Origin of the sequence: Pararhodospirillum photometricum DSM 122 (assembly GCF_000284415.1) — a bacterium.
Classification (GTDB): domain Bacteria; phylum Pseudomonadota; class Alphaproteobacteria; order Rhodospirillales; family Rhodospirillaceae; genus Pararhodospirillum; species Pararhodospirillum photometricum.
The window spans coordinates 103,797-118,394 of sequence record NC_017059.1; the positions used below are offsets into that span (position 1 = coordinate 103,797).

Genomic DNA, 14,598 nt, shown 5'->3' on the forward strand with positions numbered 1-14,598 from the left:
TCTGGGGACGATACGGGCGGCTCCATTCGCCAGCCCGCCGCGTTTTGCGGCATTGTTGGCCTGAAGCCCACCTACGGCCGCTGCTCGCGCTGGGGCATCGTGGCGTTTGCCAGCTCGCTGGACCAAGCCGGCCCCATGACCCGCACCGTGCGCGACGCGGCCATCATGCTGCGCGCCATGGCCGGCCATGACCCCAAGGACTCGACCAGCGCCCCGGTCGAGGTCCCCAACTTCGAGGCGGCCCTCAGTGGCGACATCCGGGGCCTCAAGATTGGTCTGCCCCGGGAATACCGCCCGGATGGCCTGGATCCCCAGATGGCGGCGTTGTGGGATCGTGGCGCCCAGTGGCTGCGCGAGGCCGGTGCCGAGGTGGTCGAAGTCAGCCTGCCCCACACCAAGTATGCACTGGCAACCTACTACATCGTGGCGCCGGCCGAGGCTTCGTCCAATCTGGCGCGCTATGATGGCGTGCGCTTTGGCGTGCGGGTCGAGGGCACCTCGCTCGATGACATGTACTGCAAGACCCGCGCCGCCGGCTTTGGCGCCGAGGTGCGCCGGCGTATCTTGATTGGCACCTACGCCCTCTCGGCCGGGTACTACGATGCCTACTACTTGAAAGCCCAGCAGGTGCGCGCCCTGATTGCCGAGGATTTCAAGAAGGCGTTCGAGCACGTGGATCTTCTGCTGACCCCGACCACGCCCACCCCGGCCTTTGGGCTCAACGAAACCATCGACGATCCCATTACCATGTACCTCAACGACGTTTTCACCGTGCCCACCTCGCTGGCCGGTCTGCCCGGCCTGTCGTTGCCGGTGGGGCTGTCGGCCGAGGGCCTGCCCGTGGGCTTGCAGCTGATCGGGCGGCATTTCGACGAGGAAACCGTGCTCAATGCCGGTCTGGTGATGGAGCAGGCGGCGGCCTTCACGGCCCGGCCCGCTTTTCTTGCCGCCAAGACGGAGGGTTGAGCCATGGTCTATCGCATTGAAGGAAGCACGGGCTTTTGGGAAGTGGTGATCGGCCTGGAAGTTCATGCCCAGGTCGTCAGCCAGTCCAAACTGTTCTCCGGCGCCTCGACCCGCTTTGGCGCCGAGCCCAACACCCAGGTCTCGCTGGTGGATGCCGCCTTGCCCGGCATGCTGCCGGTCATCAATGGCTATTGCGTCGAGCAGGCGGTGCGCACCGGCTTGGCCCTGCGCGCCAAGATCAACAAGCACTCGATTTTTGCTCGCAAGAACTACTTCTACGCCGACCTGCCCCAGGGCTACCAGATCAGCCAGTACGAGCAGCCCATCGTCGGCGAGGGGCGTTTGGTCCTCGACATGCCCGATGGGTCGTCACGCACCGTCGGCATCGAGCGTCTGCACCTGGAGCAAGACGCCGGCAAGTCGATGCACGATCAGCACCCGACTCGCAGCCTGATCGACCTCAACCGGGCCGGCGTGGCCCTGATGGAGATCGTCTCGCGCCCCGACATGCGCGAGCCCGAGGAAGCCGGGGCCTATCTGCGCAAGCTGCGCTCGATCTTGCGCTACCTCGGGACCTGCGACGGCAACATGGAGGAAGGCTCCATGCGCGCCGACGTCAACGTCTCGGTGCGCCGCGAGGGCGAAACAGCCTTGCGAACCCGCTGCGAGGTCAAGAACGTCAACTCGGTACGCTTTGTCATGCAGGCCATCGAGACGGAAGCGCGCCGTCAGGTGATGGTCTGGGAAAGTGGCGACGAGGTGAAGCAGGAAACCCGCCTGTTCGATCCGGCCAAGGGCGAAACCCGCTCCATGCGCTCCAAGGAGCACGCCCACGACTACCGCTATTTCCCCGACCCCGACCTGTTGCCCCTGGAGTTTGACGACGACTTCGTCAATCGGGTCCGCGACACCCTGCCCGAGCTACCCGACGACAAGAAGGAACGCTTTATCGCCGACTACGGCCTCACCCCCTACGATGCCAGCGTCTTGGTCGTGGACCGCGACAACGCCGACTTCTTCGAGGCGGTGGCCACGGGGCGCGATGGCAAGCTGGCGGCTAATTGGGTGATCAACAACCTGTTTGGCGCCCTGGCCAAGGCCGGTCGCGCGGTGGCGGACAGCCCGGTGTCGGCGGCTCACCTGGGGGAATTGCTCGACCTGCTGCGCGACGAGGTGATCAACGGACGCATCGCCAAGGATGTGTTCGAGATCATGATGGAAACCGGCAGCGCCCCGGGGCAGATCGTCGAGGAACGGGGCCTCACGCAGGTGACCGACACCAGCGCCATTGAAGCGGCGGTGGATGCGGTGATTGCCGCCAACCCCGACAAGGCCAACGAGGTGCGGGGCGGCAAGGACAAGCTGCTGGGCTGGTTCGTGGGTCAGGTCATGAAGACGACGGGCGGCAAGGCCAATCCGGCGCTGGTCAATGATATCCTGAAAGGCCGCCTGCTCGGGTGAGGCGCAACAGGGAAGGCTGGGGAGGCTTGCCTCCCCAGACCCCCTCGGCTTGAAGAAAGGGGCCCCATCCTGGCCTTAAGGTTACATCCTCGTTATTGACTCTCCCTCGTCGTTGGGCCATATCCGAGGGGGGCGACGCGTCCGCGCCCCAGTCCAGACAGGACCCATGCGATCAGAGGGATCGGGGCATATGAAGAGGCTTCTCTTCGCCAGGACCATGGGGGGAGGGCCACTCCGTCGCTTGGTCATTGCCGTGGCCTTGGCCAATCTCTTCGTGTTTTCCGGTGCAACCACAACAATCTGGCGGAGCTACACGCTCTATAGCCAGCAGGCTGACACCGACGTCAAAAACATCGCCAAAACCGTTGAAAAATCAATGAGCGACAGCCTGACGCTCAATGAGGTCATGCTCACGGCTCTTGCCGATAGCATTGCGGGAAAATGCGATGAACATGGCGTTAGCATTTTTCGGATAAAAAGCTATATTGAAATAATAAAGAGTCGTTATAGCTACATCGATTCTTTTCGCTTTATTGATCCTTCCGGCAGCATTCTCTATGGCACAGACGTTGACGCCACTAATTCTGTCAATGTTTCCGATCGGGATTATTTTATACGCGCCCTGGCCAGCGAGACCGGCGAGACGGTTTTTGGCGGGCCTCATCTGAGCCGAACGACAGGCCATCCTTCCGTCTATATGGCGCGTCGTGTTTATTGTGCCGACGATCATCTTCTTGGGGTGGTCAGCTCGGCCATTTCCCTGGCCCGAATCAAAGAGTTTTTGGAAACGATTGATGTTGGCCCCAAAGGAGGCATCAGCATCCGCGACCAGGACATGGCGATTATTGTCCGCCACCCCGATCCTGGAGACAAGTTTCGAGGAAACAAAACTATATCGCCCGAGTTGCAAGCCATCATCGGCTCCGGCGCCCGGGAGGGTGGATACCACAGCGGAACGACCTGGGATGGAACAGCGCGGGCCGTCTATTTTTCACGCATTAGCAATTATCCTTACTACGTTAATGTCGGGATTGCCGATGATCATTATCTCAACACATGGCGACAGCAAACCAACATCACCGTTGTTCTTAGTTTATTCTTTTTTATAATTAGTATTTTCTGGGCGGTTTCCTATTATCGCAACTGGCAGGCGCGGCATCAGGAGGCCCATCAGGCACTCTCCAGCATGGAGGAACGTTTCCAACTCGCCATGTTGGCCGCCAATGACGGAGTCTGGGACTGGAGTTCGGAGTCAGGAAAAAACTACTGTAGCCCCAACGCCTACCGCATGCTGGGGTATGACGAGGCGGACGACATCATGGATCAAGCGGTGATGCTCACCCTGATTCATCCCGATGACCGCGACACCTTCCAGACCCTCAATAAAAACTGCATTGAACGGAACGTGAGCGAGTTCTCCCAGGAACTGCGCATGCGGGCCAAGGATGGGAGCTGGAAGTGGATCTTGCGCCGCGGCCGCGTTGTAACACGCGATGCCCGGCGGCGGGCAACCCGGATCATCGGCACCCACGTCGATATCACCCGCCTCAAAGAGTCCGAGTTACGCGCCGACGAAGCGTCCCGCGTCAAGAGCGAGTTCCTGGCCAACATGAGCCATGAGATCCGCACTCCCATGAATGGCATCATTGGGATGCTACACCTTGTGTTGCTCGGAGACTTGCCTTCCACTGTTCGTAAACAGCTCGAGATCTCGGTGTCTTCCGCCAGCAAGCTCCTCCTTATCCTCAATGACATTCTCGACATCTCCAAGCTCCAGGCTGGCAAGCTGACGATTGAGGCGGTTGTCTTTGAGCTTGACCTCTTACTCGAAGAGGCGTTGGCACCTTTCCGACCCAAGATGGATGAACGCGGGATTGCCGTGACGGTGACACGTTCACCCACCACCCCGTCCCTTGTGGTCGGGGATCCACTGCGGATGACTCAAATACTCACGAACTACCTGAGCAACGCTGTGAAGTTCACCGAGAATGGCATCATTTCGATCAGCATTGAGGCCGAGAGCCCCACTCCCCCGGAGTGCCTGATAAAAATATCCGTTACCGATACAGGCCCTGGCATTCCCGAAGACAAACAAGACAAGCTCTTTCAGCCTTTTGAACAGGCCGATTACACGGTTTTCCAAAGTTTTGGAGGCACGGGTCTCGGGCTGGCCATTTGCAAGCAACTCGCCACACTGATGGGAGGAGCGGTCGGCGTCAACAGCACGCCAGGACAAGGCAGCACTTTTTGGTTTTCGGTCAAGGTGTTGAGCGCCGATGGAAGGCTCGGTGAAGGATCCCTTCCAGACCATGGCCCTCCGGCGGCCCCCCCGGTGGACGTCGCTCTCCTGAAGGGAACACGGGTCTTGCTGGTGGAAGATAATCCGACCAACGAATTGGTGGCCGTGGGCTTGTTGGAAGCCGTGGGCGCCCGGGTTGATGTGGCGCACGACGGGGTTGAATGCGTAGAAAAGGCAACGCAGAACAGCTACGAGGCTATCTTAATGGATGTGCAAATGCCCCGGATGGATGGATTGACCGCCACACGCCTTCTGCGCAAGGATCCGCGTTTTTCTGATCTCCCTATTATTGCCATGACGGCAAATGCTCTGCGAAGCCAGCAGGAAGAGTGCCTGGATGCTTCGATGAATGACTTCGTCGGCAAGCCTTTTGACCCGGCCGACCTCTATACTGTTCTGCTAAAATGGGTGACTGGCGAGGGGGCGGTCGAGCAGCAAGGCTTACACGACGTCTTGGTCGATCATCACGCGGAGATCCACTTCCTTGGCGCGATTGACGGATTGGATGTCCGGGCTGGCCTTCGCCACATGTCGGGCATGCGGAAGCTCTATCTCAGCGCGCTGACCCAATTCATCGAACAAAACCAAGACACCATCGACCTGTTCCGAGGGTACTTGCTGCTCGGGGATACCCAAGCCATCTACGACTTGGCCCACTCGTTAAAGGGCGTTTCGGCCACGCTCGGCGCCACCTCAATCCACGACGCCGTGGTGGCGTTGGAGCGCGTGGCCCGAGGCGACAACCTTGAAGGATGCCGATCCCTTGCCGATCCCTTTGAAAACGCTCTCACACGCCTTTTAGCAACCCTTGACCCCGCCCTTGCCCTCGCCGCTTCCCAGGCTTCGCCGACAACGACAGCGTGACCGCGTCAAGGAGAGATGAGGTCCATACAGACTTCTTTGCGGTCGTTTGACGCGTAAAACCATCTGGACATACCTTATACAATGTACGACCATGATCCTAAATCTCGCTTCGCTGCGACATCCACCCACTCCTGGAGCCAGGGGGAGGGCGAAAGCCCGGGCGACGGGAGTGGTCCTCTCGGGAGGGATCATCGTCCTGAGGGCCCGGAGGTGTTGATGACACAAGGCAGCCCGTTTTTTCGGAAGAGGTTGGTTGTTTTCCTCGTGCTCGCGGCCCTCCCCGTGGCTGAGGGCCTTCTGTGGAGCCTCCCCCCCCTTGCCCGAGGGGATGGGCCTAGCCCTTCGCGGTCTCCTGGTCGTCCTGGGATTGCTCCCCCTGATTTTATGGGACACCCGCTCCCCTCAGCCGCCCCGCCCCCTACAGAACGCCCCGCCCCCGCCCCTTTCCTCGTCTTCGCCCCCCCCTGCATCGTATGACGCCTTCCAGTGCGGCGTCTGCTTGGCAGAGAAAATCAAGTATTTCGGCGACTTTGCCGTAACCATGCAAAAAGAAACAACCGAAGTCATCAAGGCGACAGAAGGGAATGCCATCACCCTAATGAATGACCTTGGTGAAGTTGAAAATGGATTGAGGCGCCTCCTGAACTATATTGCCGACACCGGCTCCCGCGACAGGGTCGCTGACATTATTGACAGAACTGAAGCGCAACTTTCCAGAAGCCATACCTTGATTGATGAATTTGCCCGGGAACGCCAGCAAGATATGCTTTCCGCTCAGTCGCGCATTGAGGAAGTGAGCCGGGTTGCCTCGGTTCTCGCCTCGGCCGTTGACGCAGTCCGCAACATCGCCCATCAGACTCGGATGCTCGCCCTCAATGCCATGATCGAAGCGGTGCGCGCGGGAGAATCAGGCAAGGGCTTTGCGGTTGTTGCCGGAGAGGTACGCGCTCTCTCGCAGCAATCCGATCAGGCCGCCAAGGCCATCGGCGACGGAATCAACGATCTTGAGCACGTGATCAGCACAAGCCTGAAGTCTATCGTGAGCGACCGCGTGTCCAAAGAGGAAGAGGGGTTTGCCGTCATCTCGGAAGCGGTCAATGAACTGACGCAAAACCTCCAGATCCTCATCAGCCATCAAAGCGATACCTTGACCAAGGTCTCTCAGGAGAACGAACGCCTGTCCGAGCCCATCCTCAAAATGATCGGCTCCATCCAGTTCCAAGACGTGGTCAAATGCCGTCTTGAGGGCTTATCAGCCTGTTTTCTTGAGATTTCCCAGGGGATCGAGACGACCATTGTTGAAATGGCCAATCCGTCCCACACCAGCCTTGAGGCGGTGAACGCCCTTTATCGGCGCCGGATCGACGCCATGGTCAAGCAGGCCCTCACCAAACTCAACTCAAACAATCAAAGCGAAACCAACACGACGGTTGAGCTTTTTTAGCATGCCCTGCGGTCAAACGGACTTGATCCTGGCCTTTGAAACCTTGATGTGACCATAAACGGATCCAAGAAGAGGCTGTCGCACCTCTTGTCATGGTCTCGTAACGTGTCACGGATGGACCGATGGGAGGGGAGTATGGCGGAGAGAACGAGACGCGCCATCATTGCTGAGGACAATTCCATTTTGCGAGAGCTTATTGCCAAAGCCTTGGAATGGAGCGGCCCCTGGGAGATCGTTAAAACCATCGACGGCGCCGAGGTTCTCTCGGCTTTAGCGTCGGGCCGCAAAACAGATCTCGTTATTTTGGATTGGAAGATGGAAGGCCTTGATGGCCTTGAGTGCGCCCGTCGCATTCGCCAGGGCGAAAAGGGCATCGACCGGACCATTCCGTTGGTTCTTGTGACGTCGGCCGGCGAAGAATTGACAGAAGACATGATCCGGGAGGCCGGCGTTACTCTGCTCCTACGAAAGCCCTTTACCCTGATCAAGCTTCAAAGCGCCATTCGCCAGATTATTCCGTAGGTTGCTGCCTCAGGGGACACGGGGCCGCCGCACGCGCCCCGCGTTCCCGAGACAAGCGGCCCCCTACAGCGTCACGATCTTCCCCTCACGCAAAGTCACGCAGCGGTCCATGCGCCGGGCCAGATCCGGGTTATGGGTGGCGACCAGCGCCGCCAGCCCTTCGCCGCGCACCCGCTCCAGCAAAGCGGCAAACACGCGCTCGGCGGTGTGGGGATCCAGGTTCCCGGTGGGCTCATCGGCCAGCAAGAGCGCGGGGCGGTTGGCCAGGGCGCGGGCGATGGCGACACGCTGCTGTTCGCCGCCCGAAAGCTGGCCCGGGCGGTGGGCGACCCGCTCGGCCAACCCCAGAGCGCCCAGCAAACTCAGGGCCCGCTCGGCGGCGGCCTTGCGCCTAACCCCGGCGATCATCTGAGGGATCACCACGTTCTCCAGAGCGGAAAACTCGGGCAGGAGGTGGTGGTACTGGTACACAAAGCCCAGATGTTCGCGCCGCAGACGGGTGCGACGGTCGTCGGCCAGGGTCGAGCAATCGACGCCCCCCACGATGACCCGCCCCGATGACGGCCGCTCCAGCAGACCGCACAGGTGCAGCAAGGTGGACTTGCCCGCCCCCGACGGCCCGACCAGGGCGACGATCTCGCCGGGACGGACCGACAGATCGGCGCCATCAAGGACCACCAGGGTTTCCCGCCCCTGCGAGAACTCTCGGCGCACGTCCTCAAGACGCAAGGCGAACTCACTCATGACGCAGGGCCTCCACGGGATCGGTCCGCGCGGCACGCCACGCGGGATAAAGAGTGGCGGCAAAAGACAGGCCGAGGGCCAAGCCCACCACCTGCATCACCTCGTGTCCCTCCATGCGCGCCGGCATGGTCGCCAGGAAATAGACCTCGGCGCTAAATAGCTCGACCCCCAGAAGGCTTTGCAGCCCCTGACGGATGGCCTCGATGTTTTCGCAGAACAAGACCCCCAGAAGGAGACCGATCCCCGTTCCCAGGGTCCCGACACTAGCCCCGGCCAGGAAAAAGATCCGCATGATCGCTCCGCGCGACGCCCCCATGGTGCGCAAGATCGCAATATCCCGCCCTTTGTCCTTCACCAGCATGATCAGTCCACTGATGATGTTGAAGGCGGCCACCAAGATGATCAGCGTCAGGATCAGGAACATCACGTTGCGCTCGACCTGAAGCGCGTTAAAGAACGTGGCGTTCGTTTCGCGCCAGTCGCGCAGCCGCAAGGAAAGGCCCTGCTTGGCGCCCAGCTCGACCAGGGCCTGGGTAACGGCCCCGACCCGCTCAGGCTCGCTGACTTCCACCTCGAGATGGTGAACCCCGTTGGCAGGAACCTGGAAGTAGGTTTGAGCGGCTTCCAGCGGCAAAAAGACAAAGCTGCTATCGTATTCGCTCATCCCCACCGAAAAAATCGCCCGTACCGTGTAAGCCCGAATCGACGGCACCGAGCCGAAGGCGGTGATCTTGCCACGGGGCGAAATCAAGGTCAGCTTGTCACCCACCACCAGATTGAAGCGGCTGGCCAGCCGGCTGCCAATCATGATGGCGTCTTGCCCCTCCAGATCATCCAGCGACCCGGCGACCAGCGCTCGCGACAACACGTGCCGCGCTTTCAGGTCCTCAGACCTCGCACCTCGCACCAGTCCGCCCAATGACACGCCGTTGGCCGAGAGCATCACCTGTCCCTCGACGGTCGGGGTGACGGTCTCCACACCCGGCACGGTGCGCACGGCCTGGGTCAGTCGGTCGTAGTCGGTCAGCACCTCGGTCGGCCCGAACACGCTGAGATGCCCATTCAAGCCAAAGATGCGCGACATCAGATCTTCGCGAAACCCATTCATCACGGCCATGACGATGATCAAGGTCGCGACCCCCAAGGCAATTCCGGCCAGGGAAAAGCCGGCGATCACCGAGACGAAGCCCTCCTTGCGACGCGCCCGCAAGTAACGCCCCGCCATCAGGCGTTCAAAGCTGTTGAAAATCATGGATGCTCCAGTCCGGTACGCGCCAAATGGAGGCGGGCGTCCGGCGCCTTGAACAGATCCCCGGGCGCGAGGGCCGGCTCGGGGTCGTAACCCAGCAACTGGGCAATGGCCAGGGCCACGTCGCGCCCGGCCACCTGATCGGCGATCGCCAGCGCCGCGTCCATGCCGGCCGCCGCCCCCACCGTGGTGGTGAGGGTGCCGCTGGTCACGATCCGCCGCCGCACCACTTTTGCGCCAAACCCGGCCAGCAGATCCAGCGCCCGCCAGTGGGTGGTGGCTTCCACGCCCTGCAACAGCCCGGCCCCGGCCAGAATCAAGGAGCCGGTGGAAACCCCGAGCACCGCCCGAGCCGTGGGCACCACGCGGCGCAGCCACGCCCCCAAGGTGGGATCGTGGGCCAGATTGTCGGCTGCCGCGCCGCCGGGCACCACCAGGATCTCGGCACTGTGCACATCCTCCAGGGCAGCGGAGGCCCGCAGCCCTAACGTGCCCCCGCGCGAATGAACAAGGCCAGACTCCAGCCCGACCACCCGCACCCGCGCCTTGGGCAGTTTGCCCAGAATATCAAACGGCCCAATCGCTTCGAGCGGTGTCAGACCGTCGTACACCAGGATGACCACGTCCATGTTCTTGGTCCCATAGGGATGAGGGGTCTGGGGAGGTCCGCCTCCCCAGCCTTCTCTTCTTGCGAGGCGTTAGCGCCCCGACAGGCGAGCCAACGCGCTCTCGACCGACAACTCCTCGCGCTCGCCGGTGGCGCGGCGCTTCAACTCGACAACCCCGCGCGCCACGCCCTTGGGCCCGACGATGACCTGCCAGGGCAGGCCGATCAGGTCCATGGTGGCGAACTTGGCGCCGGGACGGTCGTCGGTATCGTCGAACAACACCGACACCCCAGCGGCGCGCAGACGGGCCTCAAGATCGGCCACCACCGCATCGGTCTCGGCATCCCCAACCTTCAGGTTGATGAGGCCCACCTGGAAGGGCGCCACGCTGTCGGGCCAAATGATGCCGGCATCGTCGTGGCTGGCCTCAATGATGGCGCCCACCAGACGCGACACGCCAATGCCGTAAGAGCCCATGTAGACCGGCACGGTCGAGCCATCTTGAGCCGTGACTGTGGCGCCCATGGGCGTCGAGTACTTGGTACCGAAGGAAAAGATGTGGCCCACCTCAATGCCACGAGCGCTGATCAATTCGCCCTCGGGCACGCCGTGGTCGGGGCCGTGCTTTTCGTCGGTGGCGGCGTAGAGGCTGGTCCACTCGTCGAAGATGGGCTCCAGGGCGCCGTCATAATCGACGTTGGCCGGCACGTCCTTGTCGAGCAAGGCACGATGGCAGAACACGGCGCTTTCGCCGGTGTCGGCCAGAATGATGAACTCGTGGCTCAACTTGCCACCGATCGGGCCGGTGTCGGCGGCCATGGGGATGGCCTTGAGACCCAGGCGGCGGAAGGTGCGCAGGTAGGCAACGAACATGCGGTAATAGGCCCGCCGCGCCGCCTCGGCGTCGAGATCGAAGGAATAGGCGTCCTTCATCAGGAACTCGCGACCACGCATCACGCCAAAGCGCGGACGCACCTCGTCGCGGAACTTCCAGTGGATCTGGTAGAGGTTCTTGGGCAGATCCTTGTAGCTCTTGATGTTCTTGCGGAAAATGTCGGTGACCACCTCTTCGTGGGTGGGACCATAGAGCATGTCGCGCTCGTGGCGATCGACGATGCGCAGCATTTCCTTACCATAGTCGTCATAGCGGCCGCTCTCGCGCCACAGCTCCGCCGACTGAATGGTGGGCATGAGGATTTCCTGGGCGCCGGCGGCGTCCTGCTCCTCGCGCACCACCTGCTCAATGGCCCGCAGAACCCGCAACCCCAAGGGCAGCCAGCTGTAAATGCCCGAGGCGTGCTGACGGATCAGTCCAGCCCGCAGCATCAAACGGTGCGAGACGATCTCGGCCTCGGAGGGCGTTTCCTTCAGGGTCGGCAAAAAATAACGGGACAGGCGCATGACGTCCTTCTCTCCAACGATACCCGGGGCTTGACATCCCGGGGCACTTTAGCTCGGAACCGGTCCGAGGTCGAGAGAGGCCCGGCCCGGGGACACAGGGCAATCGGGGGACGGGGCCGGCCTTTTCCTGATCGGGGCTTTGGCCTCAAGGCTGGGGGGGCGTGAGACCAGCCAAGGCCTCCAGCAGTGTATCGGCCGCGCCCAGGACCAAGGTGCCGGCCGCCGAGGCGCGCTGAAGGGCCACCAAGCTCGCAAGATCGGCCGCAAGGCCATATCCTTCGATCCGGGGGGAGACAGGGGTCAGGGACTGGGTCTCCACTGTTTCCGGAAACAGCGCGCCGTAAAGTGACATGGATCCGCTCCTTATACCGTCCGGGGCGTGGCCTTGCGCGAAAGAGGTCCCCCGAAGGGGACCCGAAGGAAACTCAGGCGGACCTAGACCCGAATGTCCACGCCGCCCCGAGCCGCCGCCTGGGCAGCTCGTAAAGGATCGTCGCCCAGCAGGGTCTCGGTCTCGCTGGTGTCAGTGCCGCGCGAGGCCTGTCCCAGACCGGAAGATGCCCCATCCTGGTTGAGATTTTCCTGACCGGAGCCGCCCCGCAGGCCAAAATCGATGGATCCGCTATCGGCTTTCAGACCGGCCTCTTGCAAGGCGCGCTCCAGGCCGCGCTGGTCGCTTCGCAGCAAATCCAGGGTCTGCTGGTTATCGGCAAGAACACTGACCTGGACCTCGCCGCCCGAGCCAATGTCCATCTTGACGTCGATTCGACCCAGGGTTTTGGGGGTCAACTGGACCGAGACCTGATCCATGCCCCGATCAAGAGCCTTGCTGATGTTGACCTTCACCTGATCCATGAGGCGTTGGGCCTCGGGGCTGGGCGGGCGGGCGGCGGCGCTGGTTTGGGTTGTGGCTTGCGGCCCACTGGCCACGGCCTGCCCACTGGGGGCCTGCACGGCGGTTCCAAGGGCGGGGCTGGTGGTCTGCGGTGTCGTCGATCCGGGGAGGGAGGACGAGGTGGAGAGGGAGAGGGGAGCCCCCGGACACGGTGCCCTGGGAAGAGCTTGTCCCGGATGGTGCAGGGGAGACGGCGGTAGAGGAGACGGCAGCGGCTTGGGCCTGCGCAGGCGTCAGGAAGCCGGCGTCGGGTCCGTCGAGGGAGGCGCCAGCTTGCGACAGCCATTGGGTGGTAAACGATGAGTCGGGCAGGGGGGAGGTGCTGGAGGAAGGCAGAGAGGAACTGTTGGAGGATCCCGTTTGTCCTCCTTGCCCCCCTTGGCCTGTTTGTCCGCCCGGGGTCTGGCCTCCTTGGAAGCCTGCATTGCCATTGGTTTCAAGGGCGCGCGGGGTTTCAAGCGGCAGAGCCGAGGCGGTGGTGGATGGCGAGGGGCGGGAATCGGTGGCCTGGGCGGTCTGGACCTTGACCTCGACGGTGGTCTCGCCGTCCACCGTCCGGGCGAGTTGGGCGGCCTGATTTCGCACGGTTTCCGACACGTCGGCTTTCGGGGGGAGGGGGCTCGCCTGAGTTTTGGTGGTGGGAGCGACGGGGGCGCTTCCTTCCGTGGCCGAGGCGGTCAGGGCCTGAGCTGCGGACGTTGCCGGGGAAAGGGGCGCGAGGGTCGAGGACTGGGCCTGGGTCTGGGCCACGTCGGCAGCCGCCGTTTCCGAGGTCGGCTGGGGCTGGGATACCGAACCTGGTGCCGTCGTTGCCGCGGAGCTTGGGCTGGCCCCCAGGGCGGACAGGGGCGTGGTGCCAAGAGGCATGCTGCTGGCCTCCCCAGGGGAGGATACGGTGGCGGCAAGCGGAAGGGAGGACGTGACCAGGGTCGGGGGAGTGGCCGCGAGGGAAGAGGGGGGCTCGGCCGAGGAAGGCGGATCATCGACACGGGTGTCGGTCTCGGCGGTGTCGGTCTCGGGCTCGGTTTCGTCGGCGTCCGGTGTTTCGGCGGCGCGGGCCGCGTCATCCGTCGCTTCGGCGGTTTTGTCACGAGACGGCGTGAGGGCGGTGGTCTCTTTGGAGTCAACCCCGCGAATCAAGGTGCGGGAGACCTCGGTCGGGACGGTCTCTCCCTGAACCGGTGTGACCTGTTCGCGCAGCATTTTAAGAAATTGTTCGCTCGCAGAGGTTTTGGAGGAACTGGACGTGCCATCCGCCCCGACAGAGGAGCTGTTGAGGGAACCGACGAGGGCCGTCTTGATGTCCATGGGGATTTCCTCCGTTGCTTCGTCCGGGGGAGCAGACGGGTCGTCGTGCACCGTTTGCGACCGGACGCAAAACTATTTAGCAAGCATCGTGCCAAAATCAGGGGGGGTTGAACAAGAGGAGAGAAGGGCGGGACTCGGGGGGCGAGCAAGGGACCCAGAGGGAGGCGAGGGAGCGGAATGGGTCTTCCTGCCGGCCGGGCGGCAATTTCTGCCCGGCATCCTTAGAAGCCGCTCTGATAATCGCGCCGAAGCATCCCCATCAAGGTCAACGATCGGTATCCCCGCGGGCCGCGCACCGCATCGCGCAGTTTTCCTTCCAGGACAAAGCCGACGTTGGCGAACAGGCGCCGGGCGCAGGCGTTGTCGGAAAACAAGGACAATCCCACCCGATGGGCGCCCAGCGGCCCAAAGGCGTGGGCCAGGACCGCGCGCGCCATCGCGGTACCCGTGCCAAACCCAGGGGGGGCGGCCACCATGCGCACCAATTCAAGGCAGCCGTCGCCGTTGGTCAGCCCTCCCAAAACCACGTAGCCCACCACTCTTTCCTCAGCGTCTTGAAACAGGATATACTGGTGATCAGGATCGCTCATCGCTCTCCAGTGGCGATCCTTGGGCCAGGAAGGGACGAGGGATACAACTTCTGGGCGTTCCTCCTGACGCAGCAAAAAAGGCATATCGGTCAGGCGGCCCGGGCGTCCTGTCAGCGGCCCCTGGGGAGGGCGGGCTCCTGGGTCGAGGGTGCGGTCATCTGACCAGACGTTTGGTGAGGGGGGGGGCGCCGTCCGGGGGGTCTTCGGTATGCGTCATAAAGTCAGATCCATTTCAACTGAGGGTTAA

General features: G+C 62.3%; 12 protein-coding genes and 1 pseudogene. 5 read left to right on the plus strand and 8 right to left on the minus strand.

Features of this window, described 5'->3' with window-relative positions; translation table 11 throughout:
- The 5 genes and pseudogenes from RSPPHO_RS00370 to RSPPHO_RS00390 form a co-directional block, all read left to right on the plus strand.
- Positions 1-966, plus strand: a pseudogene (locus RSPPHO_RS00370) (amidase family protein); the annotation flags it as partial.
- A 3-nt stretch (positions 967-969) separates the two neighbouring features.
- Positions 970-2,427 (plus strand): Asp-tRNA(Asn)/Glu-tRNA(Gln) amidotransferase subunit GatB, encoded by a 1,458-nt coding sequence (gatB, locus tag RSPPHO_RS00375; RefSeq protein ID WP_014413304.1) that lies wholly within the window; start codon positions 970-972, stop codon positions 2,425-2,427.
- A gap of 241 nt (positions 2,428-2,668) precedes the next feature.
- Positions 2,669-5,590, plus strand: a complete 2,922-nt coding sequence (locus tag RSPPHO_RS17330; RefSeq protein WP_051013527.1) for an ATP-binding protein — start codon at positions 2,669-2,671, stop codon at positions 5,588-5,590.
- Positions 5,591-6,089: 499 nt separating this feature from the next.
- A complete protein-coding gene (locus tag RSPPHO_RS20670; RefSeq protein ID WP_157879028.1) occupies positions 6,090-7,034 on the plus strand; it encodes a methyl-accepting chemotaxis protein in 945 nt (314 codons plus the stop codon).
- Between the two features lie 135 nt (positions 7,035-7,169).
- A complete protein-coding gene (locus RSPPHO_RS00390) occupies positions 7,170-7,556 on the plus strand; it encodes a response regulator (RefSeq protein WP_041793609.1) in 387 nt (128 codons plus the stop codon).
- Positions 7,557-7,619: 63 nt separating this feature from the next.
- Here RSPPHO_RS00390 and RSPPHO_RS00395 read toward each other — a convergent pair whose 3' ends face one another.
- From RSPPHO_RS00395 to RSPPHO_RS00430, 8 genes are all read right to left on the minus strand, one after another.
- The gene (locus RSPPHO_RS00395) at positions 7,620-8,300 is read right to left on the minus strand and encodes an ABC transporter ATP-binding protein (RefSeq protein ID WP_041793610.1); all 681 of its coding nucleotides are present in this window, start codon (positions 8,298-8,300) and stop codon (positions 7,620-7,622) included.
- A complete protein-coding gene (locus RSPPHO_RS00400) occupies positions 8,293-9,552 on the minus strand; it encodes a lipoprotein-releasing ABC transporter permease subunit (RefSeq protein WP_041793611.1) in 1,260 nt (419 codons plus the stop codon). The genes RSPPHO_RS00395 and RSPPHO_RS00400 overlap by 8 nt, the downstream gene beginning before the upstream one ends.
- Positions 9,549-10,178, minus strand: coding sequence for a DJ-1/PfpI family protein (locus tag RSPPHO_RS00405; protein ID WP_014413310.1), 630 nt, complete (start codon positions 10,176-10,178; stop codon positions 9,549-9,551). The genes RSPPHO_RS00400 and RSPPHO_RS00405 overlap by 4 nt, the downstream gene beginning before the upstream one ends.
- A 69-nt stretch (positions 10,179-10,247) precedes the next feature.
- Positions 10,248-11,558, minus strand: coding sequence for a proline--tRNA ligase (gene proS / locus RSPPHO_RS00410; protein WP_014413311.1), 1,311 nt, complete (start codon positions 11,556-11,558; stop codon positions 10,248-10,250).
- A 145-nt stretch (positions 11,559-11,703) separates the two neighbouring features.
- Entirely contained in the window at positions 11,704-11,910 is a 207-nt protein-coding gene (locus RSPPHO_RS00415) for a hypothetical protein (RefSeq protein WP_014413312.1), read from the minus strand.
- An 83-nt stretch (positions 11,911-11,993) separates the two neighbouring features.
- The gene (locus tag RSPPHO_RS00420; RefSeq protein WP_041793612.1) at positions 11,994-12,413 is read right to left on the minus strand and encodes a flagellar hook-length control protein FliK; all 420 of its coding nucleotides are present in this window, start codon (positions 12,411-12,413) and stop codon (positions 11,994-11,996) included.
- Positions 12,376-13,761 (minus strand): hypothetical protein, encoded by a 1,386-nt coding sequence (locus RSPPHO_RS00425; protein WP_041793613.1) that lies wholly within the window; start codon positions 13,759-13,761, stop codon positions 12,376-12,378. Before RSPPHO_RS00425 ends, RSPPHO_RS00420 begins: the two co-directional genes overlap by 38 nt.
- 221 nt (positions 13,762-13,982) lie before the next feature.
- On the minus strand, positions 13,983-14,561 hold the full coding sequence (locus RSPPHO_RS00430; protein WP_339325405.1) for a GNAT family N-acetyltransferase: 579 nt from the start codon (positions 14,559-14,561) through the stop codon (positions 13,983-13,985).
- Between the last annotated feature and the right edge of the window lie 37 nt (positions 14,562-14,598).